At 63.3% G+C, this 24,871-nt stretch carries 30 protein-coding genes and 1 riboswitch; of the genes, 9 read left to right on the forward strand and 21 right to left on the reverse strand.

Going from position 1 to position 24,871, the window contains the following annotated elements; translation table 11 throughout:
* Nucleotides 1–35: 35 nt before the first annotated feature.
* Nucleotides 36–110, reverse strand: a riboswitch (Fluoride riboswitch).
* A gap of 72 nt (nucleotides 111–182) precedes the next feature.
* The 8 genes from AU465_RS30660 to AU465_RS30695 all read right to left on the reverse strand — a co-directional run bounded on the left by AU465_RS30660 (nucleotide 183) and on the right by AU465_RS30695 (nucleotide 6,550).
* On the reverse strand, nucleotides 183–680 hold the full coding sequence (locus AU465_RS30660; RefSeq protein ID WP_246506565.1) for a cupredoxin domain-containing protein: 498 nt from the start codon (nucleotides 678–680) through the stop codon (nucleotides 183–185).
* A 202-nt stretch (nucleotides 681–882) separates the two neighbouring features.
* The gene (locus tag AU465_RS30665) at nucleotides 883–1,152 is read right to left on the reverse strand and encodes a hypothetical protein (RefSeq protein ID WP_192256355.1); all 270 of its coding nucleotides are present in this window, start codon (nucleotides 1,150–1,152) and stop codon (nucleotides 883–885) included.
* A gap of 200 nt (nucleotides 1,153–1,352) precedes the next feature.
* Nucleotides 1,353–2,120 carry a YbaY family lipoprotein gene (locus tag AU465_RS30670; protein ID WP_192256357.1) on the reverse strand — a complete coding sequence of 256 codons (768 nt, stop codon included), beginning with the start codon at nucleotides 2,118–2,120 and terminating at the stop codon, nucleotides 1,353–1,355.
* A 78-nt stretch (nucleotides 2,121–2,198) separates the two neighbouring features.
* On the reverse strand, nucleotides 2,199–2,678 hold the full coding sequence (locus tag AU465_RS30675) for a molybdenum cofactor biosynthesis protein MoaE (RefSeq protein WP_192256359.1): 480 nt from the start codon (nucleotides 2,676–2,678) through the stop codon (nucleotides 2,199–2,201).
* A 2-nt stretch (nucleotides 2,679–2,680) separates the two neighbouring features.
* A complete protein-coding gene (moaD, locus tag AU465_RS30680) occupies nucleotides 2,681–2,938 on the reverse strand; it encodes a molybdopterin converting factor subunit 1 (RefSeq protein WP_192256361.1) in 258 nt (85 codons plus the stop codon).
* A gap of 1 nt (nucleotide 2,939) precedes the next feature.
* A complete protein-coding gene (gene pgsA / locus AU465_RS30685) occupies nucleotides 2,940–3,536 on the reverse strand; it encodes a CDP-diacylglycerol--glycerol-3-phosphate 3-phosphatidyltransferase (protein WP_126095484.1) in 597 nt (198 codons plus the stop codon).
* A gap of 102 nt (nucleotides 3,537–3,638) precedes the next feature.
* On the reverse strand, nucleotides 3,639–5,789 hold the full coding sequence (locus tag AU465_RS30690; RefSeq protein ID WP_192256363.1) for an excinuclease ABC subunit UvrC: 2,151 nt from the start codon (nucleotides 5,787–5,789) through the stop codon (nucleotides 3,639–3,641).
* Complete coding sequence (locus AU465_RS30695; protein ID WP_192256365.1) at nucleotides 5,786–6,550, reverse strand: SDR family oxidoreductase; 765 nt, start codon at nucleotides 6,548–6,550, stop codon at nucleotides 5,786–5,788. Before AU465_RS30695 ends, AU465_RS30690 begins: the two co-directional genes overlap by 4 nt.
* A gap of 414 nt (nucleotides 6,551–6,964) precedes the next feature.
* On the opposite strand from AU465_RS30695, the gene AU465_RS30700 reads away from it, so the two are divergent.
* On the forward strand, nucleotides 6,965–7,621 hold the full coding sequence (locus AU465_RS30700) for an outer membrane protein (RefSeq protein ID WP_192256367.1): 657 nt from the start codon (nucleotides 6,965–6,967) through the stop codon (nucleotides 7,619–7,621).
* Nucleotides 7,622–7,714: 93 nt separating this feature from the next.
* Here the strand turns inward: AU465_RS30700 and AU465_RS30705 are convergent, their stop codons facing one another.
* The 4 genes from AU465_RS30705 to AU465_RS30720 all read right to left on the reverse strand — a co-directional run bounded on the left by AU465_RS30705 (nucleotide 7,715) and on the right by AU465_RS30720 (nucleotide 9,925).
* Complete coding sequence (locus AU465_RS30705; RefSeq protein ID WP_192256370.1) at nucleotides 7,715–8,137, reverse strand: GFA family protein; 423 nt, start codon at nucleotides 8,135–8,137, stop codon at nucleotides 7,715–7,717.
* 69 nt (nucleotides 8,138–8,206) lie between these two features.
* Nucleotides 8,207–8,578 (reverse strand): TfoX/Sxy family protein, encoded by a 372-nt coding sequence (locus AU465_RS30710; RefSeq protein WP_192256372.1) that lies wholly within the window; start codon nucleotides 8,576–8,578, stop codon nucleotides 8,207–8,209.
* A gap of 117 nt (nucleotides 8,579–8,695) precedes the next feature.
* On the reverse strand, nucleotides 8,696–9,289 hold the full coding sequence (locus tag AU465_RS30715; protein WP_192256374.1) for a glutathione S-transferase: 594 nt from the start codon (nucleotides 9,287–9,289) through the stop codon (nucleotides 8,696–8,698).
* 270 nt (nucleotides 9,290–9,559) lie between these two features.
* Nucleotides 9,560–9,925 (reverse strand): hypothetical protein, encoded by a 366-nt coding sequence (locus AU465_RS30720; RefSeq protein ID WP_192256376.1) that lies wholly within the window; start codon nucleotides 9,923–9,925, stop codon nucleotides 9,560–9,562.
* Nucleotides 9,926–10,553: 628 nt separating this feature from the next.
* On the opposite strand from AU465_RS30720, the gene AU465_RS30725 reads away from it, so the two are divergent.
* The gene (locus AU465_RS30725; protein WP_192256536.1) at nucleotides 10,554–11,147 is read left to right on the forward strand and encodes a TetR/AcrR family transcriptional regulator; all 594 of its coding nucleotides are present in this window, start codon (nucleotides 10,554–10,556) and stop codon (nucleotides 11,145–11,147) included.
* Nucleotides 11,148–11,155: 8 nt separating this feature from the next.
* Here the strand turns inward: AU465_RS30725 and AU465_RS30730 are convergent, their stop codons facing one another.
* The 4 genes from AU465_RS30730 to AU465_RS30745 form a co-directional block, all read right to left on the reverse strand.
* On the reverse strand, nucleotides 11,156–12,700 hold the full coding sequence (locus AU465_RS30730; protein WP_192256378.1) for an FAD-dependent monooxygenase: 1,545 nt from the start codon (nucleotides 12,698–12,700) through the stop codon (nucleotides 11,156–11,158).
* 283 nt (nucleotides 12,701–12,983) lie between these two features.
* Complete coding sequence (locus AU465_RS30735) at nucleotides 12,984–13,436, reverse strand: hypothetical protein (protein ID WP_192256380.1); 453 nt, start codon at nucleotides 13,434–13,436, stop codon at nucleotides 12,984–12,986.
* 110 nt (nucleotides 13,437–13,546) lie between these two features.
* A complete protein-coding gene (locus AU465_RS30740) occupies nucleotides 13,547–13,909 on the reverse strand; it encodes a DoxX family protein (RefSeq protein ID WP_192256382.1) in 363 nt (120 codons plus the stop codon).
* A 20-nt stretch (nucleotides 13,910–13,929) separates the two neighbouring features.
* Nucleotides 13,930–14,352, reverse strand: coding sequence for a VOC family protein (locus tag AU465_RS30745; protein WP_192256384.1), 423 nt, complete (start codon nucleotides 14,350–14,352; stop codon nucleotides 13,930–13,932).
* 185 nt (nucleotides 14,353–14,537) lie between these two features.
* Between AU465_RS30745 and AU465_RS30750 the strand changes: the two genes are divergently transcribed.
* Together AU465_RS30750 and AU465_RS37890 are read left to right on the forward strand one after the other, a co-directional pair.
* Nucleotides 14,538–15,347 (forward strand): helix-turn-helix domain-containing protein, encoded by an 810-nt coding sequence (locus AU465_RS30750; RefSeq protein WP_192256386.1) that lies wholly within the window; start codon nucleotides 14,538–14,540, stop codon nucleotides 15,345–15,347.
* On the forward strand, nucleotides 15,295–15,507 hold the full coding sequence (locus tag AU465_RS37890) for a P63C domain-containing protein (RefSeq protein ID WP_376774924.1): 213 nt from the start codon (nucleotides 15,295–15,297) through the stop codon (nucleotides 15,505–15,507). The genes AU465_RS30750 and AU465_RS37890 overlap by 53 nt, the downstream gene beginning before the upstream one ends.
* Before the next feature lie 118 nt (nucleotides 15,508–15,625).
* Here AU465_RS37890 and AU465_RS30760 read toward each other — a convergent pair whose 3' ends face one another.
* From AU465_RS30760 to AU465_RS30775, 4 genes are all read right to left on the reverse strand, one after another.
* Nucleotides 15,626–16,048: a hypothetical protein gene (locus AU465_RS30760; protein ID WP_192256388.1), complete on the reverse strand. Its 423-nt coding sequence runs from the start codon at nucleotides 16,046–16,048 to the stop codon at nucleotides 15,626–15,628.
* A 92-nt stretch (nucleotides 16,049–16,140) separates the two neighbouring features.
* A complete protein-coding gene (locus tag AU465_RS30765) occupies nucleotides 16,141–16,989 on the reverse strand; it encodes a 23S rRNA (adenine(2030)-N(6))-methyltransferase RlmJ (RefSeq protein ID WP_192256390.1) in 849 nt (282 codons plus the stop codon).
* A 7-nt stretch (nucleotides 16,990–16,996) separates the two neighbouring features.
* A complete protein-coding gene (locus tag AU465_RS30770; protein WP_192256392.1) occupies nucleotides 16,997–17,623 on the reverse strand; it encodes a hypothetical protein in 627 nt (208 codons plus the stop codon).
* 12 nt (nucleotides 17,624–17,635) lie between these two features.
* A complete protein-coding gene (locus AU465_RS30775; protein ID WP_246506568.1) occupies nucleotides 17,636–18,283 on the reverse strand; it encodes a TetR/AcrR family transcriptional regulator in 648 nt (215 codons plus the stop codon).
* A 136-nt stretch (nucleotides 18,284–18,419) separates the two neighbouring features.
* On the opposite strand from AU465_RS30775, the gene AU465_RS30780 reads away from it, so the two are divergent.
* The 4 genes from AU465_RS30780 to galE all read left to right on the forward strand — a co-directional run bounded on the left by AU465_RS30780 (nucleotide 18,420) and on the right by galE (nucleotide 22,261).
* Nucleotides 18,420–18,887 carry a carboxymuconolactone decarboxylase family protein gene (locus tag AU465_RS30780; protein ID WP_192256396.1) on the forward strand — a complete coding sequence of 156 codons (468 nt, stop codon included), beginning with the start codon at nucleotides 18,420–18,422 and terminating at the stop codon, nucleotides 18,885–18,887.
* A 277-nt stretch (nucleotides 18,888–19,164) separates the two neighbouring features.
* Nucleotides 19,165–19,521, forward strand: a complete 357-nt coding sequence (locus tag AU465_RS30785; RefSeq protein WP_192256398.1) for a hypothetical protein — start codon at nucleotides 19,165–19,167, stop codon at nucleotides 19,519–19,521.
* Nucleotides 19,522–20,063: 542 nt separating this feature from the next.
* Entirely contained in the window at nucleotides 20,064–21,128 is a 1,065-nt protein-coding gene (locus AU465_RS30790; protein WP_192256400.1) for a UDP-glucuronic acid decarboxylase family protein, read from the forward strand.
* Nucleotides 21,125–22,261, forward strand: coding sequence for a UDP-glucose 4-epimerase GalE (gene galE / locus AU465_RS30795; protein WP_192256402.1), 1,137 nt, complete (start codon nucleotides 21,125–21,127; stop codon nucleotides 22,259–22,261). The genes AU465_RS30790 and galE overlap by 4 nt, the downstream gene beginning before the upstream one ends.
* A gap of 91 nt (nucleotides 22,262–22,352) precedes the next feature.
* On the opposite strand, the gene AU465_RS30800 is transcribed toward galE, so the two are convergent.
* A complete protein-coding gene (locus AU465_RS30800) occupies nucleotides 22,353–22,844 on the reverse strand; it encodes a DUF995 domain-containing protein (protein ID WP_246506572.1) in 492 nt (163 codons plus the stop codon).
* A gap of 455 nt (nucleotides 22,845–23,299) precedes the next feature.
* On the opposite strand from AU465_RS30800, the gene AU465_RS30805 reads away from it, so the two are divergent.
* A complete protein-coding gene (locus AU465_RS30805; RefSeq protein ID WP_246506574.1) occupies nucleotides 23,300–24,853 on the forward strand; it encodes an ArnT family glycosyltransferase in 1,554 nt (517 codons plus the stop codon).
* The last annotated feature ends 18 nt before the right edge of the window (nucleotides 24,854–24,871 follow it).

The following is a 24,871-nucleotide window of genomic DNA, read 5'->3' on the forward strand; positions in this document are numbered from 1 at the left end:
GCGAGCGGGAAAAACAAATCCTGCCGCGCAAAGCACGCCTGGCAGGAGTCATCAGCCCAGATACGAAAAAGCACGGGCGGTTTCGGGGGAACCCCATCCCCTTTTTTTGGGAAACTAGGTATTTCCGGCGATGCGGTCAATCCGGGCCGGTTCGACGCCTCGCCCCTCAATCAGAACCGGGCCTACGGATCAACTGTGAATTCGGCCCACATGCCGGCTCGATAGTGACCTGGCATGTTGCAGATCAGCAGGTACTTTCCAGCCTTGAGATTGACACTCAATGTGCCCGATGCGCCAGGATGGAGTTCCGAAACCTCGCCCTTGTCACCGGCCTTGTCTTCGTCAACCCGGTTCTCGGCGCTAATGTACGGAAGCTGCTGACCGGGGTTGACAAGGTATATAACGATCATTTCGTGAACCCTGTCCTTGGAGTCATTCTTCACATTGAATGTGACCTTTCCGGCCCTCACTGCTGCGGGCGAAACCTTGATGCCCATGGTCGCCTTAGCGGTATCGTGGCTTGGCGTCGCATAAGCGAGCCCCATCGCCATCGGCGTCCGCGCTCCTTTGTCCCATAGCGAGATATCGACAAGCGATGCAGCCTGCGTGGCGCTTGCGCCTCCGGCAATCAGCATTGCAGCAGTCAGGCCGATTCCTGCTCGTATTGATGTGCATTTCATGGTGACCTCCATCCAAAACGGCAGCGGACACGGCATGTTTCCGCTTACCATTCTCCCATTTGGGGGAGATTGGCCGTCATCCGGCTTTCGCCGATCTCGAGCGGGCGGGCACTAAAGCTACACCGGGGAGATGGCCGGCAGGACAGGCTGTCCGGCCGGCATCGAGGTTCTGCACCGCTTAGCCCCCCGCGGCGGGCTGATATCACTTCGGCTGGCGCTCTTTCACATTTGCATGATTGTTCGCCGCGTCGGTGTCAGTGGCCGGCGTCTTGGTCTCCTCGCCGGTGAACGGACTGCCCTGTCCGGGTGCGAGGTCGCCGCTGTGGCCGGCCTTGTTGGTCTGGAAGGGCTGACTGTCTGGGCTGAGGCCATGCTGGGTGGCATTGAATAGGTGGTCGTCCGCCCTGGCGAAACCGGCGAAGGCAATCAGCGATACGCCTGCGGCAGCGAGAATGAGCGCGTGCTTTTTCATTTCTGGTCTCCTTTGAGGGCCAGATCGATCCGCGCATTCGGTCCGGCGACTTCGGTGAAGGGACATATGTCCCTTTCGCCTGCCCGCCATATGAGGAAGTTAACGCCTCCGCGACGTGAATTATTCCGGGAGGTCGTGAGATATTGGCCAACGCCGCGTCGCGACCCTTCGCGTAGACGTCTCAAGGGATCGTCGAAACCTCAGCTCGCGGCGCTGAAGCGCAGGATGTCGCGGCCGTCCTTGTCGGCGATGGTGAGCTTGCCGGCATCGATCCGGTAGGACGCAGCCTTGGTCAGCGCGTCGAACAGCGCCTTCTCTTCAGCCATCGCACCCTGTGCGCAAGCCATGCGAGTCGAGCCGATGTCGCCGATGGCAATCCTGTGCCCTTCCACCGTGGCGGTGGCGAAGTAGGTGTTGCACGGGCCTTTGCCGCCCGCCTTGCCGGCTTCGCTGATGCGGAACGTCGCTTGCGGCTCGGCGATCGCGCCGATCCCGTCGATATATTCGACGAGCCAGCTCTGGCCGTACAAGGCCCCGGCGTCCTGCTCGGTGGCGGGCGCGACCATCTTCAGCACGACGGTCTGAGGCTTGCCGTCCAGCGGATCGACCTGGTGGCGGGTGTCGGTGATGAACAGCAGCCGGTCGTCGACGGTGATACGGGCCTGCAGCGCATAGGTCCTGCCCGGTTTGATCGCCTTGGGATCGAAGGCGATCTCGAACTTGATCGGCACCTGGCCGGCCGGCACGATCTTGCGCTGACCGATAATCGTCGCCGGCGCGTCGGCCAGCGAGACGTCGGCGAGCTCGACCGAAAGCACGGCATTGGGCGGCAGCGCGATGCGCTCGCGATAGGTCGCTTCGCCCGCAAGCGTCTTTTCGGCGGCCCTGGTGAGCTCCGGCACGGCAAGCACGCCGACCACCAGAGGTACCAGCCCGAAGATGAAGAATTCCGCGATCCTGTCCAGCATGACCCTGCTCCGCCAAGCAAATCAAACCGATTTGCAAGGTCGGGAAGGATTGCGGTTGTTCAATGGCCGAGGCCGGACTTATTCGCCAGATTTCTTCCAGCGGTCAGCGGCCTCGTCGTCGGCGTCCTTGGCTCCGACCCAGCCGCCTTCGGAGCCGTCGGCGCGGTGCTCCTTCTTCCAGAACGGCGCGCGCGACTTCAGGTAATCCATCAGGAAATTCGCCGCCTCGAAGGCCGCCTGGCGGTGCGCGGAGGCCGCAACCACCAGCACGATGTTGTCGCCCGGCGCGATTTTCCCGTGGCGGTGGATGACGCTGAGCCCCTGCAGCGGCCAGCGCTCAACGGCCTCGGCGGCGATGCGGCCGATCTCGGCCTCGGCCATGCCGGGATAATGCTCGAGCTCGAGCGCCGCGAGCGCGCCCTCTTCGTCGCGGCAGAGGCCGGAAAAGGTAACCACGGCGCCGATGTCGGCGCGGCCCTTCGTCAGGACGGCGATCTCGGCGGCAATGTCGAAATCCTCGCGCTGGACGCGGATGGCCGGCACGACGGCGCTTGCCATTCTCAGCCCCCGGTCATCGGCGGAAACAGCGCGATCTCGCGCGCGCCCGCGATTTTCTCGCGGTGGCCGACATGTTCCTGGTTGATGGCGACACGGATGACGTCCGGATATTGCAGCGCGTTTTCGTATTCCTCGCCGCGCGACTTCAGCCAGCGCAACAGATCGGCAACGGTCTCGATGCCGGCCGGCAGGTCGACTTGCTCTTCCGGCTTGCCGATCCGCTCGCGCACCCAGGCGAAATAGATAAGTTTCGTCGACATCTCACTCGTCCATGATGTGCTTAAGGCCGGCGCGGAAATAGTCGTAGCCGGTGTAGAGGGTGACGAGCGCCGCGATCCACAGCAGCACCAGGCCGATCTGGGTGGTCAGCGGGAAGATCTTGTCGCCGGCCGGGCCGACGAGCAGGAAGGCGATGGCGACCATCTGGATGGTCGTCTTCCATTTGGCGAGTTGCGTCACCGGCACCGACACTTTCAGCGCCGCCAGATATTCGCGCAGGCCCGAAACCAGGATCTCACGGCACAGGATGATGATCGCCGCCCAGAGCGACCAGCCGGCGATGCCTGCATGGCGGTCGGTGTCGGCGGCGAGCAGGAGCAGACAGGTGGCGACCAGAAGCTTGTCGGCGATCGGGTCCAGCATCTTGCCGATGTTGGAGGTCTGCTGCCAGGCGCGCGCGAAATAACCGTCGAAATAGTCGGTGATGGAGGCGAGCAGGAAGATGACCAGCGCCGACCAGCGGGCGAAGTCGGAGGACTTCAGATGGCCTTCGAGAAAAAAGCACAGGACCACCAGCGGCACCGCGACGATGCGGGCGTAGGTGAGGATATTCGGCAGGTTGAAAGCGCGCTGGGCCATTTCTGATCGGGAACTCTCGCCTCACCTACTCAAATCAGAAGCCAATGTGGGGGGTCAACAGGCGAGATTCGATTGGTCGGCCCAAAATAGGCGCAAGAATGGTCAACTGTCATGAAAATGGTTGTAGACCAGCTTCGCCACATGCTCGGAAATGCCGTCGACCTTGACAAGGTCCTCGACTGCGGCGCGGCTGACCGCCTTGGCGGTGCCGAAATGGTGGAGCAGCGCGCGCTTGCGGCCGGGGCCGATGCCGGCAATCTCGTCGAGCGGGCTTTTCACCATCTCCTTCTTGCGGCGGGCGCGATGCGAGCCGATGGCGAAGCGGTGCACCTCGTCGCGCAGGCGCTGGACGAAATAGAGCACCGGATCGCGCACCGGCAGCATGAAAGAGTCCCTGCCCTTGACGAAGAAGCGCTCGCGCCCGGCGTCGCGGTCCGGCCCCTTGGCGATACCGATGGCGACGATGCGGTCCTCGATGCCGAGATCGGACAGGATCTTGCGCACTGCCGTCATCTGGCCCTGGCCGCCGTCGATCAGAATGACGTCGGGCCAGGCCGGGAAGCTGCCGTCTCCCTCGACGAGATTCTCGGCCGCGTCGTCCTCGACTTCCGAGCCCGCCCCGCCTGAAGATTTGGCATCGCCGTGCTCCCTGAGCAGCCGCGAGAAGCGCCGCTCCATCACCTCGCGCATCATGCCGAAATCGTCACCCGGCGTGATCTCGGTCGAGCGGATGTTGAATTTCCGGTACTGGTTCTTCACAAAACCTTCCGGCCCCGCGACGACCATCGCGCCGACCGCATTTGTGCCCATGATGTGCGAGTTGTCGTAGACCTCGATGCGCACCGGCGGCTTTGCCAGGCCGAAGGTCTCGGCAAAACCTTGCAGCAGCCGCGCCTGCGTGGAGGTTTCCGCCAGCCTGCGGCCGAGCGCCTCACGCGCGTTCTGCAGCGCGTGGTCGGTCAGATCCTTCTTCTCGCCGCGCTGCGGCACCGAGATCGCTATCCTGCGCCCGGCGCGGGTGGAGAACGCCTCGGCGAGCAGTTCCTGCTCTTGCACGGTCTGGGAGAGAAGCAGCGTGCGCGCCGGCAGCTTGTCGTCATAGAACTGCGCCAGGAACGAGCCCAGCACCTCAGCCGGTTCCAGCGCCGGATCGGCCTTTGGGAAATAAGCGCGGTTGCCCCAGTTCTGGCCGGTGCGGAAGAAGAACACCTGGATGCAGGTCTGGCCACCTTCCTGGTGGATGGCGAAGACGTCCGCCTCCTCAACGGTTTGCGGGTTGATGCCCTGATGCGCCTGCACATGCGACAGCGCCGCAAGGCGGTCGCGATAGATCGCGGCCCCATGCGCCTGCACATGCGACAGCGCCGCAAGGCGGTCGCGATAGATCGCGGCCCGCTCGAAATCGAGCTCTTCGGAGGCCTGCTGCATGGCAGCCGAAATCTCGGTCTTCACCTTCTGGCTGCGGCCGGAGAGAAAGTCCTTCGCCTCGGCGACCAGCTCGGCATAGCCCTGATGCGAGATCTCGCCGGTGCAAGGCCCGGCGCAACGCTTGATCTGGTACAGCAGGCAGGGCCGCGTGCGGTTCTCGTAGAAGGAATCCGTGCAGCTTCGAAGCAGGAAGGCGCGCTGCAGCGAATTGATGGTGCGCCCGACCGCGCCGGCCGACGCAAATGGGCCGAAATAGTCGCCCTTGCGCGAGCGCGCACCGCGATGCTTGTAGATGCCGGGCGAGACATGGTCGCCGGTGAGCAGGATGTAGGGGAACGACTTGTCGTCCCGCATCAAGACGTTGAATCGGGGCCTCAGCCGCTTGATGAGGTTCGCCTCGAGCAGCAGCGCCTCGATCTCGGTGCGGGTGACGACGAACTCCATCGTCGCCGTCTCGCGCACCATGCGGCCGATGCGGGCGGTGTGGAAGCGCCCTTGCGCGTAGTTGGTGACGCGCTTCTTCAGGCTGCGCGCCTTGCCGACATAGAGCACGTCGCCGACGGCATTCATCATGCGGTAGACGCCGGGCTGATTGGGCAGCCGCTTGACCAGCGTCTGTATCACCTCGGCGCCGACCATGCCGTCGGCATCGCCGGCATGCGGCGTCCAGTCTATCGCCGTGAAGGCGACATCGGGACCGGTGGGAGCGGCTTCCGGCTCGACGATCTCCTCCGCCGCCTCGTCCTCAACGTCGATATCGGGGTCGACATCGGGCGGCAAATCGTCGGCGGCGCCGTTTCGGCTGTGTTTTTGGGCGGGACTCATTCCACCATGCCTGTCACATCGGGCGTCTGCCACGCAAGATGCTGGCCGCCATCGAGCGCGATCATCTGGCCAGTGACGGAGCGCGCCTCCCACAGGTAGCGGATGGTGGCGCCGAATTCCGGCAATTGCGCGCCGCGCTTCAGGATCAGGCCCTCGACCTGCTTGCCGAAATCATCGTCGTCCTGGCGCTTGTTCTTCAGCGTCGGGCCGGGGCCGATGGCGTTGACGCGAATGCGCGGCCCCAGCGCTTGCGCCAGCATTTGCGTCTGCGTCCACAGGGCCGATTTCGACAGCGCATAGGAGAAATAGCGCGGCGTCGGCCGCCAGACGCGCTGGTCGATGATGTTGACGATCAGCCCGTCCTCGCCTTCCGGCAAGGCGCGGGCGAAGTTCTGTGCCAGCAGCGCCGGTGTCTTTACATGGATGGCGAAGTGGCGATCCCACGCCTGCCAGTCGAAATCCTCGATACGGTCGTCGACGAACAAAGAGGCGTTGTTGACGAGCAGCGTGACCGGGCCAAGGGCCGCCTCGGAGCGACCGACGAGATCGCCGACGGCGTCCATATCGGTGAGGTCGGCGACAAACACGGCGGCACGGCCGCCCTGGTCCCTGATGCGGCTGGCCAGGGCTTCGGCCTCGGCTCCTGAGCGGTTGGCATGGATGGCGACGGCAAAACCATGTGCGGCCAGGTCCTCGACGATCGCCTTGCCGATCCTTCTGGCACCCCCCGTCACCAGCGCCACGCCAGCGGCCTGTCTCATGTTGTCAATCCTCAATCGGCTTCACGATTCCGGGAAGCCGGCACAATATGACGGGCCAAGCGTTAAATGCCATTTCCACCTGGGGCAGGAATGTGGCGAAGCGGCCCGTACGCACGCTTGCCGGCCCGGATTCGGGACGTTCTCATAGCGCAATATAGGCCGCCGGCCCCCTTGAACCAAGCGATGTGCAGCGCAACATGATTAGCCTTCTGACATTTCGCTGTTGCGAAGATGCAACGTCACTTTTCGGCCTCATTCGCGCCAGGGAATGACCCAAGTTCAGGTTCGCTTCAGCCGTATTTCACCACGACATTTGGAACCGTTGAGCGCCAAGCCCGTTTATCCCCCCGGACGGGCCGGGGCATTCATGAACATAAAAAGCCTAGTGTCTTGTGGCTTAAGGAGTAAACAACAATGCAAGCCAATCTCAAGTTTGCGCGGCCGCTGGCGGTTGCGCTCGGGCTCTTCGCCCTCGGCGGTACCGCCTATGCCGCAGACGTCGTTTCGGAAGAGCCCCCGGCTCCCGCCCCGGTTGCCGAACTCCCCGTCGCTTCCTGGGCCGGCCCCTATGCCGGTATCAGCCTCGGCTACGGCTTCAGCGGCCATGCCGATGCCCGCGACGCCGGCGTCAACGTGAAGACCAAGGGCTTCATCGGCGGCGTCTTCGGCGGCTATCAGTGGCAGCAGGAGAACTTCGTCTACGGCGCTGAAGCCGATCTCGGCTATAACGGCGTCAAGGGCGACAGCGCAGGCATCAACGCCAAGGGCGGCCTCGAAGGCTCGCTGCGCGCTCGTCTCGGCTATGCCGTGACCCCGGAAATCCTGCTCTATGGCACCGGCGGTCTCGCCGCCAAGAACCAGAAGATCACGGATAGCGTTACCGCCACCGACGAAAGCAAGGCGATGTTGGGCTGGACGGCCGGTGTCGGCACCGACATCAAGATCACGGACAACGTGTTCGGCCGCGTCGAGTACCGCTACACCGACTACGGCGACAAAGATTTTGGCGCTCTTGGCAACGTCAAGTCCAAGGACAACCGCGTCACCTTCGGCGTCGGTATGAAGTTCTAAGTCGTCCAAGCCACGACACGGAAAAGCCGGGCCTCGCGCCCGGCTTTTTTTGTGGCTGCTTTCCGGGACGGAAGCTGTCACCAACTCGTCCGGTCACCCGCTGTGTGGATCAACCGTCGGCTGTTGCTGGAAGCCCTCATGGGCAGGAATCGACGGCAGCCGGTCCAGCCATTTGACGCGTGAGTGCATGAGGACCTGCGCATCGGGCTGGTAGTCATCAGGGTTGGTCATGGTGGCGGCGTGAACGTGGATCTCGTGGGGCCATTTATCGGAACGGAAATAGAGCCTCGTGCCGCAGGACGGGCAGAACCCGCGAAAGGTGTTGGGACTGCTCTCATAGTGTGTGATGTCGCCGGTCCAGCTCAGTTGCTCCGGCCTCATGCCCAGGAAGGCCGTCAACGGAGCGGACGTGGCGCGCTGGCAGTCGGCGCAGTTGCAGACCAGATTGCGCGTGACTTCCCCGGAATATGTCCAGGTGACCACCCCGCACATGCAATGCCCTGCCAGAAATGCCATGGCTCCCTCCCATTTGCCGAACCGGTCCGACATCGGCCGATGCGGCACAGGATAGGCCGCGCGATCTCCTCACGCGCGCTTCTTTGCGACCTTGGCCGGCTTCGATCTCGGCGGCAGCGTCTCGACGAAAGCTCGCGCGAGATCGAGCCAGCCGACGAGATCGGCCTCCGTCACCGTACCTTCCGGCGCGACATGGACGTATCCTTCCATCGAACGACCACCCATTTCCATCGGTCGCGCATGAGGGCGAGCTGCAGCTTCCGTATGCGCTGCCTTGCCGACGCGGACCAGCAGCCCGCGCTTCGAAGTGCCGATCAGCATGTTGCCGTTGAGCATGAAGCAGGTGCCGCCGAACATCTTCTGCTCGGTGAAGGCGCGCTTGCCAAGAGCGGCACGCAGGCGCTCGACCATGGGGTCTGTTGTACTGGCTGATTTCGGCATGCTCACCGCCCGTGTGCGATTTGCGTGGCGTCAGGCAAGCACGGAAGCGGGAGGAGATTCAAGGTGGGAGTGGAGCAGAGGCTGCTGATCTCCCTTGTGGGGGAGATCAGCAAGACCTCATCCCGGCACACATTTCAGCTCGGGGAACTTCTCGTCGAAGCGCGCGGCCCAGCGGACCAGCCGGCCGCGGCCCTTCTCCCACTGGCCGCCGAAGCGCAGCGCCAGGTAGCCGAGGCAGGCGCGCAGCGCCATCTGGCCGGCGGTGATCTTCTTGGGCAGCTTCGGCGGGTTGGCGTTGAGGAGATCGAGCGTGGCGGTGATCTTCGCCCACTGCCGGTCGAGCCAGGGCTGATAGACCATGGTGTCCGGGCGCATGCGCCGCTCATAGACCATCGACAACGCGCAGTCGCAGATGCCGTCGGCCAGCGCCTCCAGCACCTCGGCCTCGAGCCGCTTGTCGGGATTACGCGGGAACAGCGCGTTCTTCGACAGCCGGTTGAGATGCTGGGTGATCGCCCGGCTGTCGTGGACCGTGCGGCCGTCCTCCAGCACCAGCACCGGGATCTTGCCGAGCGGATTGGCCGATATCAGCTCCGCCGGCTTGTCCTCCGTCTTGACCGGCACGAGGTCGATGGCGATGCCGGCATAGGCGGCGGCCATGCGAACCTTCGAACTGTAGGGAGAGGTGGAGGCGTAGAGCAGCTTCGGCATGATCGGTTTCCCAGTTGTTTGCGCGCACTGTTGACCGAATGCTCTTGCCAGAGCAACGGCCAGCACCGCCAATCCAGATAGCCAATACAAGTTGCCGTCACAGGCCCGCACAATAAAAAAGCTCCCGGAAGTTTGCCGGGCGGCAAATTTCCAGGAGCTTTCAGGAAAGGCGTTTGCCGATCCACTCCGCCCGCTGCGACGCCGACTGGCGAGAGGGGCGCCGACGGCGCCCGCCCTCACCCTTTCCGTGTCGCCAGCAAAGCGACGCGATTACTTCTTGGCCGGCGCCTTCTTTGCAGGCGCTGCCTTCTTCACCGCTGCCGTCGACTTGGCGGCTGCTGCTTTCATCGGCGCCTTGGCGGCGGGCTTGGCCGCTGCCTTCGCTGCCGGCTTCTTGGCGGCGGCCGGTTTCGCTGCTGCCTTGGCGGCGGGTTTCGGCGCTGCCTTGGCGGCGGGCTTGGCTGCCGCCTTCGCTGCCGGCTTCTTGGCGGCGGGCTTCGCCGCTGCCTTGGCGGCGGGCTTGGCTGCTGCCTTCGGTGCTGCCTTCTTCACTGCTGCAGGTTTCGCGGCAGCCTTCGGTGCCGCTTTCTTTGCCGGCGCTTTCGCCGCCGGCGCCTTGGTTGTCGTCTTTGCCATGCGATGCCCCTTGCGTTTTGCCTAAGGTCGTGAGTGACCCGGCGTGCTCATGCATATCTGACTCGCGGCTATCTAGCCAGCGAAGCAACACAATGATTTTCAGTTATTGAATTTTGGTTACACAAGACCCGCTGACAAGGGTATCGACGCAAAAATCGACAGAGAATCTTTGCCTTTCGAAGTGAAATTGCGTCGCCGAGAATTCCCGATGCTCTCTATCGCCAGATCATCCGGACATCTTGGCGCCGCGTAGAGCGTAGAATGTGAGCGGATTGCTCATAATAGACAACACATACCAAACCGCGCGTTACATCTTGCCCAGAGGAAATATCTACAGGTCAAGGCGAAGCAAAGCCGAGCCAGCACGACGGCAAACCTTGCGCGCTAAAAAGCGAGCTTATCGCTCGTATTCAAGAGCTGGCGCTCGAAGCGCCGAGCAGCTCGGGCTCCCGCTGCAGGCGGCGCGAAGGCTCCGCCCGGCGCGCTTTCTTTGCTCGTCGCAATTCTCGACGGAAAACCGCTGCGCACTTTTCCTGGAATTGCTCTCGCACGAAATGTGAGTATCTTGTTTATATTCTCGGGAGACCCGGCCAGGATGTCTACTCGCATTGCCAAGCCAGCCCCGCGCATGCGCAAGGAGCCGCGCCAGGCGCGCTCGGTCGCCACCGTCGAGGCGATAATTGAAGCAGGTGCTCGCGTTCTGAGCGAGATCGGCTGGGCGGGCTTCAGCACCAACAAGGTGGCGGAGGCCGCGGGCGTGAGCATCGGCTCGCTCTATCAATATTTTCCCGACAAGCTCGCTTTGGTCGACGCAATCCGCCGCCGCCACTTCGACCATGTGCTGTCGGCCATCCGCGAAGCGGCGGCCGAGGAGAAGCCGCTCAGGCAATTCGCGCGCGAGCTGGTGCGCGGCATGATCGCCGCGCACAGCATCCACCCGACGCTGCATCAGGTGCTGCTCGACGAGGCGCCGGGCGACCGCGGCTCGCGCGCCGCGCATGCCTCGTTCCAAGCCCGCTACCTCGAGCATTATAGAGCGGCCGTCGCGCAATATCGCCGGCGCCTGAAGGATACCGAGACCGTGGCGCGCGTGCTCTCCTCAGCCGTCGAGGGGGTGATCCACAATGCGGCGCGCCGCAACATGCTCGATGCGCCGGAGCTGCAGAAGCAGCTCGGCGAGCTGATCTGCGCGTACCTGTCCGGCCAGGGCGCGCGGGCATGACGGCGGACTCAAGTCACGTCAGGTTCGCCGAACCAACGTGACGCGGCCCTCAAGGCTCCCTCCCCGTCAGCGGCGCCCTCGCTGGCCCAGGCAACGAAACCGTCGGGGCGCACCAGTACGGCGCTCAAGCCCAGCCGATCCTTGGCCCCGCTCGCGACATAAGCGATCCGCCTGCGCCAACGGCTTGCAAGCGCGCGAAGCGGCGCGCGGGGGTCAAAGTCCAGGAACAGACCTTTTCCGGTCCTAAGCAGGTCGCCAATCTTCGTTCCGTCGGCCAGCTCGAAATCGGGAACGCTGCGGCCCACGATTGGGTGGTTGCCGCCGAGATCATAGCGCAGAGAGACGCCCCACACGCGCTCGGCGAAGTAGGTTGCGCCATCGCGAGTGTCGATGAGATCACGGATGATGGCTTCGAGAGCGCGCGTGCTTTGGGTCGGCCGCATGAGCGCGACCTGGGCGCGCGACCAGTCAAGGACCTGCGCACCCACCGAATGCCGTTCCCTCGAATAGGTGTCGAGCAGATCGGTCGGTGCATCGCCATGGACGGCGGCGGCGAGCTTCCATCCAAGGTTCATCGCGTCGCCCAGTCCGAGGTTGAGGCCCTGACCGCCCAAAGGCGAATGGATGTGCGCCGCATCGCCCGCAAGCAACACCCGCCCGTTGCGATATGTCGTCGCCCGGTAAGCACGATCCGTCCAGGTGGTGCCGAGCCTAAGATCGGTCATGGTGACGTCTGTGCCGGAAACGCGGCGCAGCACCGCCTGCACGTGCTCCAGCGTGAGCGGCAAGCTTCGGTGGAAAGCGCCGCCATCGAACTCGACCATCGCAATCGTCCCTGGCCGCGCAAAGGTATACATGCCTGTCTGGGTGTAGTGGCGGCCAAGGAGGAGCTTATCCGGATCAGCCATCTCGACTTCGACGGAATAGCCGGTGAACTCCGGCTCGGTGCCGACGAAGTCGAACCCGCCAGCCTTGCGCACCGTGCTGCGGCCGCCATCGCAACCGACGAGCCAGCGTCCGCGGAACGTTTCGCCGCCGGCGCGAATGGCCACATCGTTATCGGACTGATCGAACGCCTCGACACCGAGGCCGCGCCTGATCTCGACCCCCATGGCATTTGCGCGAGCGGCCAAGACGGCTTCGAGAGACTCCATCTCGACCGCGATGCTGGTGGCGGCCGGACTTGGCAGGCGATACCGCCACTTCGAGGTGTCGATGTTGTCGTGGTAGAACTGGATGCCGGCGAAATGGCCGGCCGGCCGGCGCGACAGTTGCATCCAGTGCGCGGCAGAAGCGTGGCTGCCACCCGGCCCATCTTTCACAAGCTGCGGCGCCGCGACATCGTTCAGCAATCCTCGACGGTAGAAGGCTTCGATGGTGGGCGCCGAGAGGCCGCGCATCCCGAACGGAAGCCGCTTGAGGGGCGAGCGCGGGTCCTCCGCCTGTTCCAGCACCAAAACCGAGAGATTGGCGAGGCGCAGCTCACAGGCGAGAAACAGGCCGACGGGGCCGGCGCCGGCAATCACGACATCGTAGAGAGAGGGGTTGTGCATGAACTGCTCCCTTTGTCGATGTTCGACCGGAGCGTTCCTCACGTTTGAGAACCACACGGACGAACAATTGGACGCCGGAGTGGCGTCCGATGTTCGTCGTAGGGATCTCATGCACGAGGCCAGAGACCAGAGCTTTCCTTACCGAAAGGACTTGGGCTTACCAAACCAAGTCTGCCTTTTCCGACACGAGGCTACATAGCGTTGCGGCTGTTGATTTGCAACGCACAGGGCTGCGACGGCAGCCAAAGGCCGTTTATCTCAGTCGGGAAAGCGGGGCCGGCTTTTACCGAAGCACGCGGCAGCGGCCGTTATAGACCATCCAGCGGTCGAAGCCCGAGACGCAGAACTCGACATTGTCGCCGATCGAGGCAAAGCCCTGGCCCTCCTCGATCAGGTAGAAGATCGAGCGGTCGCGGCCGTCCGACAGGCTGACGGTGGCGCGGCAATAGTGGCGGCCGATCGGCCATTCGTCGCTCGACGGCTGGTAGCGGTGCTGGCGGATGTTATGGAAATCGGTGATCGCCACATCCGGCAGGTGCGGCACGTTATGAACCTGATAATTGAAGCGGTCGGTGATCTTGCTCAGCACCCAGCTTTCGCCGCAGACGCTGCCATCATCCTCGGTGTAGACGGCCAAATCGGCGGCGTGCGCAGCCTGGGTGAAGCCAAGCGAAGTGCCAACGGGCGTCAGAAGCGAAACCAGTGCGGCAAGGGCGGAGTGGGCGAAGCGAGTCATGGCAGCCTCTCAAGGTCGGTTGCGCGCACTGTGCGGATTCGCTTGACGGCGGTCAAGCGGTTGTGAAGACAATGGTTTCCCAAATGATCGTTCCGCATGCCGCCCGGTTGTCAGACCGTTCCCGCCACCAGCAGACCGCCGACGACTGCGACATTGATCAGGAAGGCATTGCGCAGCACCTGCCGCTCCGGCTCCTCGCAGGCCCAGAAGCGCAGCAGCATGATGTTCGTCGCCAGCGTGAACAGAACCAGCGCGCCGGCGGCGAAAGGCACGGCAAAGCCGAGCGCCAGCATCAGGCCGGCGACGATCTCGAGCGCCGAGCCGGCGGCCAGCATGAGAGCGGGAGCCGGGAATTCCCGGCTCGCCAGATAGTCGCGCATCGCCTTGAATTTCAGGAAGTGCTCGATGCCGGCGAAAACGAACACCCCACCGATGAGAAACGCGCCTATCGCCTGAACGGTATCAATGGGCATGTCGGCCTCCCGCAGGCAGCTCAGTCTTTGGGAATGAATGCGGGGTTATAGACGACCTCCCAAAGATGATCGTCGGGATCCTGGAAGTAGCCGGCATAGCCGCCCCAGAAGGTTTTTTGCGCCGGCTTGGCCACGTGCGCGCCGGCCTTGACGGCCTCGGCCATCACCGCGTCGACCTCGGCCTCGCTCGCCACATTGTGGCCGATGGTGAACTCGGTCGGGCTGCGGCCGCTCTGCGGTACCGTGGCGTCGTGGGCGATGCTCGAGCGCTCGAAGATCGCGAATTTCAGGCCGCCGGCGAGCTCGAAGAAGGCGACGGCGCCATGCTCGAACTCGCGACCGATGATGCCTTCGGTCGGTAGGCCCAGGCCGTCGCGGTAAAATTTGAGCGACGCTTCGAGATCGTCGACGCCAAGGGTGCAGACGGTGATGCGAGCTTTCATTTCTCTCACTCCTTTCTATATTCGTGACCACATCCGGGGTACGAATGCGGTCTGATGGAAGCGCCTGAAGCGCCATAAAGCTGCATTCGGTTTTGCCACGGATGAAGCGGCCGGCATTGAAGATTTCGGCCAAAATGGCCGACGCGTCGATCCACCGGGGAATGCCGGAGCAGATCGGAGATAAGATGGAAGCGGTCCTGGCCCAGACCACTGGCTTCTTTCAGGAACGGCCCGCACCTGGTGGCCTTTCGAGAGCCTTCTCTGCGGTCTGGGTCCACCGCATGCAGGATGAGGACGTCCCGCCGATCGTCATCACGCCGGACGCGACCATCGACCTGCAATGGATCGACGGCCGGTTCCGCATCGCCGGGCCGGACAAGGAGCCGCAGATCGAGCGACCGCCGGCCGGGGCGGTGATCGTCGGCTTCCGATTCCGGCCGGGGGCTGCCGCCGGCTGGCTCGACGTGCCGGCCTGCGAGATCGTCGGCGGGCGGCTCGATCTCGGCGATATCTGGGGTACGCGCTCCCGGGAGCTGTCGGATCGTATCAAGTCCGCGCCGGACCTCACCGCCATGGTGCGGCAATTGGAAGAGACGGTCGGCATGCACACGGAAGGGCGCGATGCGCTCGACCCGCTGATGGGCAGAGCCTTCGTAGTCATCGACCAGGGTTTGCCGCCGGAAACGCCCTTGGTTCCTTTCCTGCAGCGCCACTTGCGTATGAGCGAGCGGACGCTGAGGCGCCGCTTCGAAGACGCCTTCGGCTACGGCCCGAAAACGCTCGACCGCATCCTGCGCTTCCATCGCTTCCGGCGCCTGTGCGAGAAAGCCGGAGATACCTCGACCGCCGTGCTTGCGATCGAAGCCGGCTATGCCGACCAGGCACATCTGATCCGCGAGAGCCGGCGGCTGACCGGCATGACGCCCTCGGCGTTGGCGGGCAGTGCCGCGCCGACGTCGCTTCGCGCTTACGAACTGGCAGGGCGCTTTGAATAGCCGTCCACAGTATTGGGGCAAACTGGTTATTGAATTAATTTACGATACGCTAGCCCCTGATGTTGCGAGATATCTTCGGGAGAACCGTCCTCCAGCAAATGTTAGGTGGCATCTAACGGAAAATCTCGACGTGAGACAGCTAGCCTCAAGATGCTATTAGATAGTTTGGCTCTCAAGATCATGCAGAACTATGGGAGAGTTTCGTAAGAAAGTCGTTCATCACTACGGGAAACAAGCAATGATTTTTAATGTCTATGATGGACACTAGCGGATCGAGTCTAACCCTTGGTTCTCGCGTTTGGCGGCGGTAAGGCTTTGAACGAGGCATAGGTCAGGTACAGTCCAAGGACCAACGTAATCGCGGCATAGACATAGAAAAGTCTTTCGAAACGAAACATCTCGAAATACGTCGCCAGCGCTTCCGGTGAAAGGAAGAGCAGGAGCAAGCCCCGGATCAGGATTGTCCATCCGATGAGGGTGACGACGACAGGCAGGATTCCGCCCGCCCAGACGTTGTGCCCGAGCACCATGCCGAGACCCGCAACCGTGGCAATCATGCCGATAAACAGGACCAGCGGTGGGTCCTGAATGAGCCTGGGCACGGTCGCGACAAACGACTGCTTGTGCATGAGCATGAACAGCGCGCTGAGAATAAAGAACAGGCCAATTAGTCTGCCGAGAAAAATCGTCCGAGGTAGCATGGTTGCCTCCTCAACTCACCCAGAGCCACGCGACGGCCATCTTACACCTCGGCTGGACTCACGTGTCTGATTTTCACCACGAGGGCTAAGCGCTACTCGCTGGCCAGCCAATCAAGCGTCCAACGCGACGGCTGCTCCACAACGAGCACCCTGTGCAGAGCCGGCAGCATCGCCCGCAATTCGCTCTCGAGCGTGAAGGGCGGGTTGACCACCACAAGGCCGCTGCCGTCGAGACTGGGCTCGCTCGAGGCCGGCCGGATGTCGAAGCCGATGTCGAGCAGTTTCGGGATGCCCGTCGCTTTCAGCGCCGCGCGGAAAGCGGCGACCGCCTTGCGGTCCTTGATCGGGTACCAGAGCGCGTAGATGCCGCCCGGCCAGCGCCGGTGCGCGCGGCGCAGGTTCTCGACCAGGCGCGGGAACTCACCCCCCTCCTCGAAGGGCGGATCGACGAGGACCAGACCGCGCTTCTCCTTCGGCGGCAGATGCGCGCCGAGCGCCAGCCAGCCATCGAGCTCGATCACCCTCGTCTGGAAGTCGCCGGCAAAAACGGCTTTGAGCCGCGCCGCGTCCTCGGAATGCAATTCGATCGCCGTCAGCCGGTCCTGCTTACGCAAGAGGTGGCGCACGATCAGCGGCGAGCCGGGATAGCGGCGGATGCCGCCATCGGGATTTTCCGCGCGCACCGCTTCCAGATAAGGCCGAAGGAGCGCTGCCGCCTGAGGCTCCAGCGTGGCCCCGAGCAGCCGGCCGATGCCGCCCTGCCATTCACCCGTCTTGCCGGCCTCGACCGAGGCGAGATCGTAGCGGCCGATGCCGGCATGGGTGTCGATGACCCGAAAGGCTTTGTCCTTCTGCTTGAGATACTCGACCAGCCGGCCGAGCACGGCGTGCTTGACGACATCGGCGAAATTGCCGGCGTGATAGGCGTGGCGATAATTCATGCCGGCCTCATTTTGGCGAACCGCCGCGACCCCAGCGCGGCGGTGGCGGCTGCGAGTTCGGGTTCTGCGGACGGCTTCCGCCGCGACCGAAGACCAGCGAAAGCATCAATCCGACCAACCCGACGCCCATCAGCGCGTAACCGGCCGGCCGCGCTCTCTCGTCGATCGAACCGGTGCCGGCGCGCAACACCAGATCGACGGCGCGCATGTCGATGCCGTCGGCATCGCCCGGGCCGACGGTGAAGACGTAAGGACCGGGCATGACCTCCTCGATCACGCCGGCCTCGTCGCGAAAGATCTTGTCGGGCAGTTGCGGGCTCACCTGACGTGGATTGTCGGTGTGGTTGAAGGAGAGCGTCGAGGCGAGCGCCGTGCGGCCGCCGCTCGCAGCGGTCAGCGTCAGCACCGTGCGCTGCGCCTGCGAAGCGACGCCTTCGGCTCGCGCGGTGAGGTCGACCAGCACGCGGACAGGCGCATCGCTTGCCGCGAGCTGAACCGTGGCCGGCCGGAAGCGGCCGCCCTCGTAGACGCGGTATGTGCCGATCGCGTGGCCGGAGAAATTGCTCATCGCCCAGGGGTAAAAGACGCCTACGGCGGCGCCGGCGATGAGAATAAGAACCGAGAGGAAGCGCATCGAAAGTCCTGGTTATTTCTTCGTCCGAGCACGGTCGCCGCCACCTTGCGCGGTTTCGCTTCGGGCAGCTTCGCGGACCCGCTCCATCTCGTCCAGAAACATCTCCAGGCCAAGCTCGAATGTCTTGTCGAAGCCGGCGGCGCCAAAATAGGCGCCGGCGGCCACGACGCTGGGATAATCGCGTGCCAGATCCTCGTGGCTGACCGTGGTGACCGCCGAGGGCCCCTTGGCGTAGCCAGCGGTCTCATCGAGGATCGCGCCCATCAGATAGTAGCCGGCGGCGCGGAACAGACGGGCGCTGAGCTCAGGCCCGAAGCCGCCGTCCTCGAACAGGCCGATGATGGCGTTCAGCTTGGCGAGGCAGGGCGGCGAGTTCATGCGGTAGACGACGATGAACGGCGCAAAGGCCGGATGCTCGGTCGCGACACGGCGGAATTCCTGCATGCCGATGCGGGCCCGCTCACGCCAGGGCAGGCTGTCATCGGGAACCACAAGCCCGCTCATCTGGCGGTCGACCAACGCCTCGTAAAGATGCGCCTGCGAGGGAAAGTGATGGTAGATGCTCATCGCCTCGCAGCCGAGCCTGGCGGCGAGCTTGCGCATCGAAAAGCCGGAGAGCCCTTCCCGTTCGATTACCTCGAAGGCGGCATCCTCGATCATCTCGCGGGACAGTTTTCCGCGGGCTCGGTTTTTTTTGCTCGGTGAGTCCATGGCGTCGCTTGACAACTTACACTGTAAGGCTCATCTTTCGCATTACCTTACATCGTAAGGCTGACAAAAACCAGAGGAGAGCACCGTGTCAGTCATTCGCATCGTCTCAACCGCCCATTCGTGCCTTCGTTTCGCCTCGCTGCTCGCCGTCATCGCGCTCACCGCGACCTTGACCACGCCGGCCAGCGCCGACGACTATGACGCCGCCATCAAGGACATCCAGTCGACCATGGGCGGCGTGCCTGGCTTCATCAAACAGTTCCCGAAAGCCGGTCTGCCCGGCGCGTGGGCCGAGGTCAAGGCCATCGAGCTCAGCGACAAGACGGCGCTGCCGCCGAAGGTGAAGTCGCTGATCTCGCTGGCGGTCGCGGCGCAGATCCCCTGCAATTACTGCATCTGGTCGGATACCGAGAACGCCAAGCGCGCCGGCGCTACCGACGAAGAGATCCAGGAGGCTGTCGCCCTGGCCGCCTTGACCCGCCACTGGAGCACCATCTTCAACGGCATGCAGGTCGACTTCGCCCAGTTCAAGAAAGAGATGGGCGGAGAATAGGATCGAGGCGGAAAAAAGCGCCGAAACCAACGGCATGGCCCGCGGGTTTTGCGGGCCATGAGCGTCTCGTGGGCACTGCGAGCGCCCGCGCCCCCGACCGGCAACCAACGAGTGTAACGGTCCCCTGCCCCCTCCGGCGCGCCTTGCCAGGCAGCAAAATTTCCAACCGATCGATCAGCTATCGCTAAAATTAACCAAGTTTGCCATAGTGTTTGCGGAGCGGGATTCCGGCTAGTGATTCGAAATAGGGCGTCTCACACGCCCAAGAGGATTTCTGATGCTCATGGCTCACGAAAAGCAAACCAGGCCTTCCTCCAACAACAAATTTCTCAGATCCGGAAAATTTCTCTATACATTTTTTGTCCTTGGCACGGCTCTAGCAATTTCCGGTTGTCAATACTTCAACTTTGGACAACCTTCGGCATTCAGCGCCTCTCAGAGCGGCAGCGCTGCCTTGATCAACTTGAAGCCAAATCGGGTTGTCCAGACAAGAACCTCGCCCGTCGCGGTCACCAGCGTGAGTGCCAACCCCTATTTTGGAAACGCCGCGCATATCTGCAGCCCGAGCGGCTTCGGACAGCAATCGCATTGCTTCCTGAGAGGCTCCGGACCGCTTTCATTCCAGAACATCTAGTGTTCGGCTGCCCATCGAAACAAAACGGCGAAGCTTGGCGCCCCCGGCGAGATCTCTTGTTAGCGCGTTTCTCTTTTATAACATGAGATCGGCCGCGCTTTTCATCTTCCAGCGCTGGCTGCCCTCCCCTGATGAGTGCCTACCCATAGCGTACGCGCGGCCGACACCGCAGCGTTACTTTGGACCGTCGAAACCCCGCATTCGCCGCGTTCCTGGTTAACCACTCACAAACAAGTGGGGTTAACAAAACGCTAATTTAGTTGACTACGCTGCCCACAGGTATATTTTTATATGCGTTGGGTGTGCAATTTGGGCGAGCAGTCCGCGGTGGTGGCAGCCATATTCGTGGATCGCGACTTAGGGGCGAAGGGACGCTGAGCGGCGAAAACAAGCCGTATAGCAAGAGCTCCGCGAACTCAGAAAAAAACACATCGGTGGTGGCGATTCCGTGCGAGCGGAAATCGTCGTCGTGTTTTCCTGACGTGGTGAGGCGATTTGCCTTGCCGCGATGGGATGGTGTTCGCGGCGCGTATGAGGAAGCCATGAGTAGGGTCAAGGTTCTGAAGCTCGACACGGGGGGACGTCGCAGGGGGGGCAATTATGATCGAGGCCGCGCCCTGGTTGCCGGAGGAGCCGGATTTCTAGGGTCGCATCTTTGCGAAAGGCTTCTCTCCGACGGACATGAGGTCATCGCGCTCGACAATTTCCACACCGGCAAGGGGTACAACCTAGCCGGAATTGCGCGAGACGGGTCCTTCACCTGCATCAGGCACGACATCATCGATGCGCTGCCCACGGATCTTGCCGTCGACGAGATCTACAATCTCGCCTGCCCTGCTTCTCCGCCGCATTATCAGGCTGATCCGATCCACACGTTCAAGACCAGCGTGCTCGGCTCGATCAACCTTCTGGAGCTCGCCAGACGCCACAACGCCAAGATCTTCCAGGCCTCGACTTCGGAAGTCTATGGCGACCCGCTGGTGCATCCGCAGCCGGAAGGTTACTTCGGCAACGTCAACACGCACGGCCCGCGCTCCTGCTACGATGAGGGCAAGCGGTCGGCCGAGACGCTGTTCTTCGATTACTCGCGCACATACGGCATCGATGTTCGCGTCGCGCGCATCTTCAACACCTATGGCCCGCGCATGCAGCCCGACGACGGCCGCGTGGTGTCGAACTTCATCGTCCAGGCGCTGCGCGGCGACGACATCACCGTCTATGGCAGCGGCTCGCAGACGCGCTCCTTCTGCTTCGTCGACGACCTGATCGAAGGCTTCGTGCGCCTGATGAACGCCGCAGTGCCCCCCCAGCACCCGGTCAATCTCGGCAACCCCGTCGAGTTCACCATCATGGAATTGGCCGAGTCGGTCATCGACTATACGAATTCACGCTCGCGTATCGTGCACCGGCCGCTGCCGGTGGACGACCCCCGGCAGCGTAAGCCCGATATCTCCTTTGCCAGGCAGCATCTCGGCTGGGAGCCGAAGGTTGCGCTGAGCGAGGGGCTCGCCCACACCACGTCTTATTTCGACGCCCTTCCGGGCGGCCGCCGGTTTGTCGCCCCGCGCGCCGTCCAGGCATCTTCCGCCAGGGAGGCAACGGCATGACGACCCGCCGCCCCGTTCTGGTGACGGGTGGTGCCGGCTTCATCGGCAGCCACACCTGCAAGCTGCTCTCGGCGGCGGGCTACCTGCCGGTGGTCTACGACAATTTGAGCCGCGGCAACGAGAACGCCGTCGCCTGGGGTCCGCTGGTCGTCGGCGACATCCGCGACCGCGAGGCGCTGCAGCGGGCGATCGACGGCCACCAGCCGCGGGCGATCGTCCACTTCGCCGCCCTCGCCTATGTCGGCGAGTCGGTCAGCGAACCGGCGGACTATTACTCGACCAATGTCGGCGGCACCATCGCGGTGCTGGACGCCGCGCGGGCAAACGGCATCGACAAGGTGATCTTTTCCTCGAGCTGCGCGACCTACGGGGTGCCCGAGGCGCTGCCGGTCAGTGAAGCCTCCTCGCAGAAACCGATCAGCCCCTATGGCCGCAGCAAGCTGATGGGCGAAGAGATCATCAAGGACTGCGCCGCGGCCTATGGCATGAAATATGCGATCCTTCGCTACTTCAACGCCTGCGGCGCCGATCCCGAAGGCGAGCTTGGCGAATGGCATACGCCCGAAACCCACCTCATTCCGAGGGTGCTGATGGCGGCGTCCGGCCTGATCGAGGCGATCGAGGTGTTCGGGACCGACTACGCGACGGCAGACGGCACCTGCGTGCGCGACTACATCCATGTCAGCGACCTCGCCCGCGCGCATCTCATGGCATTGATGCATCTCGAGGCGGGCCGCGCCAGCCTGTCGGTCAATCTCGGCACCGGCCGGGGCATCTCGATCAAGGAGATCCTCGAGGCCGTCGGCCGCATCACGGCCCGGCCGGTCCCGGTCGCCTACAAACCGCGCCGGCCGGGCGATCCGGCCGGACTGTTCGCCGATCCCAGCCTCGCACGCGAGCAGTTGGGCTTCGTGGCGGAACTTTCCGATATCGACACCATCGTCAGGACAGCCGCGCCCTTCTTCGGGCTGCAGCCGGCCCTGAAGCCGAAGGCTTTCAACGCGTCCGCCACCGTCTCGCGCGCAAAGCGCGCGCCGCGCGGCACGAACGCCGCTGAAAAACGCCAGCCCGCAAGGCTGGCTGTCGTCCCCGTAAGTACTGTGTCGGGGCGTGGGCTCGCTGAGCTGGGTTGAGGGCTTGTCTCAGCGAGCCTCTTCTATTCGGGCGCAAGCCGAAGCGGTTAGGCTTTCTATCGGATTGCCGACCCGCTCCAGGTGTCGGCTCCTACCCCTTGCTGTCGACCAGCTTGCGGGTTTCGTCGAACTGCGCGCCCTTGGTGTTGCCGGCCTGGAATTTTTTATGCTCGTCGGCGGGATCGTCCTTGGCGTGCTTGAAATCGTACCACTCGCCGTCCGGATCCTTGCGCTGCTCGATGTTGCCGCTCTCTATACGGTGGCTGTAGCAGGTGCGCTGCGGCTTGGTGGTGTAGGTCTTGGATCTCCAGGCAAGCTCCATGCACATCTTGCCGGTGTCGGTCAACAGCCAGCGGCCTTCGGCGACGGCGGGCTTGTCCTGACCGGCCGTCCAAGCCTGCAGCCGCCGGTCGAGACCGAAATAGGCCGCACCGTTCTTCCAGTTCCAGGTGCGGTCGGCGTAAAGAAGCTGCAATTCGAAGGCCGTCGGCGCGATTTCGGGCTTGGCGGCGGCTTCGACGGTGGGCGCGTTGTTCGCCGCGCCGGCGGTGCCGGAAAAAGCAAGCTGACCGCAAACTACCATGAGGGACACGAGCCAGCCGCGGCTGGCGAACCGGCGCTGTCCCCTGCCCGGCTCCGATCGGGATATGGTTTTCACTGTCGTTCCGATGCGCGATCGCATGTCAATAGCCCCCTCTCGAACCCCAAGCCAACCGGGTCGAGTAACCATGATGTGGAAGATGTTTCTTCGGGCTTTCCGCGGTCCGTCACGATGCCCGGGCGCCGTCTGCCCGATGGCGGCACGGTGAGCGCCCTTGAAGCCATTAACAGCCCAGCAAGGCGCTATGTCAACAGAGTCCAGACCCAAGTGATCGTGACAAGCCGTTATTTAACCATGGGTATTACAATCTTGTGATATTTTTACAGTTACTGGCGATCACGTGCCACAATAGCTGCGGCGGGAGGGAGCGGCTCAAGATGACCGGCAACACGGAAACGGCTGATGTCGCAGGCGTGGCGCTGCCTCGCCGGCGAGGCATGCCCGGCGTGCGTATCGAGGTCCATACGCTGATTTTGCTGGCCATCCTGCTGGTGGCCGCAATCGCCCGTTTCCACAACATCACCCAGCCGCTCGTCGACGCTTTCAGCTGGCGCGAGACGAGCACCGCGATGATGGCCGACAACTTCCAGCGGAACAGCTGGAACATCTTCTTTCCCGAGGTGAGCTGGACCGGCCCCGGGCCGAGCTACCAGGGGCGGGAATTCCAGATCGTCAGCTATCTCACCGCCCTGCTCTACCAGCTCTTCGGCTGGCACGACTGGTTCGGCCGGATGGTCGCGGCGACGTTCGGCATGGTGACGGTGTTCTCGTTGCACAGGCTGACCGCGCTCTGCTGGGACGAGGCACACGCGCACGCGGCCGCCCTTGCCTATGCGCTGATGCCCGGCCCGGCGATGATCGACAGCTCGTTCCTGCCCGACCCCTCGATGCTGGCGCTGGTCACGTTCGGCGTGTGGCTGTTTGCCAGATATTGGGCCGGAGGCAAGGCATGGCTGCTGCCGCTGGCTACGGCGAGCTTCACGCTGGGGGCGCTCGCAAAGCCGCCCGGGCTGGCCGCCGGCGCCGTCATCTTCTACCTGATGGTGTGCTGGATCCTCGAACGGCGATACAAGCGGGCGGCCCGGGTGCTTGTCAGCGGACTGATCAGCCTCGCCGTCATCGCCGCCTATTTCAGCTGGGCGATCTATCTCGGGCGCTCCTACCCGCCATACCATGTGGCCGGCAGCGGCTATATCTGGGATTCCGGCTTCTGGACGTTCTTCAGGAACAACTTCTACTTCAAGTCGGTGTGGAACACGTCCGTCTGGTGGTTCTACGGCTATCCGTTCATGGCGCTGATCGCCATCGGTTTCTGGATGCCGCCGAGGCCTGCTCAATCTGGCGAGCGCGTGCTTGCGGGCGTGCCCTATGTCTGGCTTGCCGCGGCGACAATCGTCTACCTCGCGGCGGCGCGCGAGATCACCAGCAATCCATGGAACTATCACATCTTCCATGTGCCGTTCGCGATGTTCTGCGGCCGCGGCGCGCTGGTGCTGGCCACGCTCGGCACCGGCGCCGCGCTCACCCCGGCGGTCGTGCTGCGCTCGATCTGCATCGCGGCGCTGGCGCTCGTGCTTTCAACCTTCCCGCTGCTCAAGACGATGAAGGCGCCGGTCGCCATGAACGGCAAGCTGCTTGGCGAGGAGCTGGCGCGCCTGGTCCGGCCGGGCGAACTTGTCGTCGCCATCGCGCCGGAGGTCGGGGATCCCGTGGCGGTCTATTACAGCCGCGCGCGCGGCTGGGTGTTCCCGCCCGGCGGCGGCGATGTCGAATGGTCGAAATTCGTCGAGAACGACGCTGTCGCGATCGCCCAGCTCGAAGAGTTGCGCGCCCAGGGCGCGGATTATTTCGGCACCGCCAAGGAAGCGGCCGACAAGGAGGACCGGCTATTCATCGAGCACCATGACGGGGTGATCGACTACCTCGACAGGACCGGAACCAAGCTTGTGGATTCGGACAAGCTGCTGGTCTATAGGATCACCCGCCCGTGATGGAGCCGCGGTTTGAGA

It is taken from the genome of Mesorhizobium silamurunense (genome assembly GCF_014843905.1).
GTDB classification, from domain to species: Bacteria; Pseudomonadota; Alphaproteobacteria; order Rhizobiales; family Rhizobiaceae; genus Mesorhizobium; species Mesorhizobium silamurunense.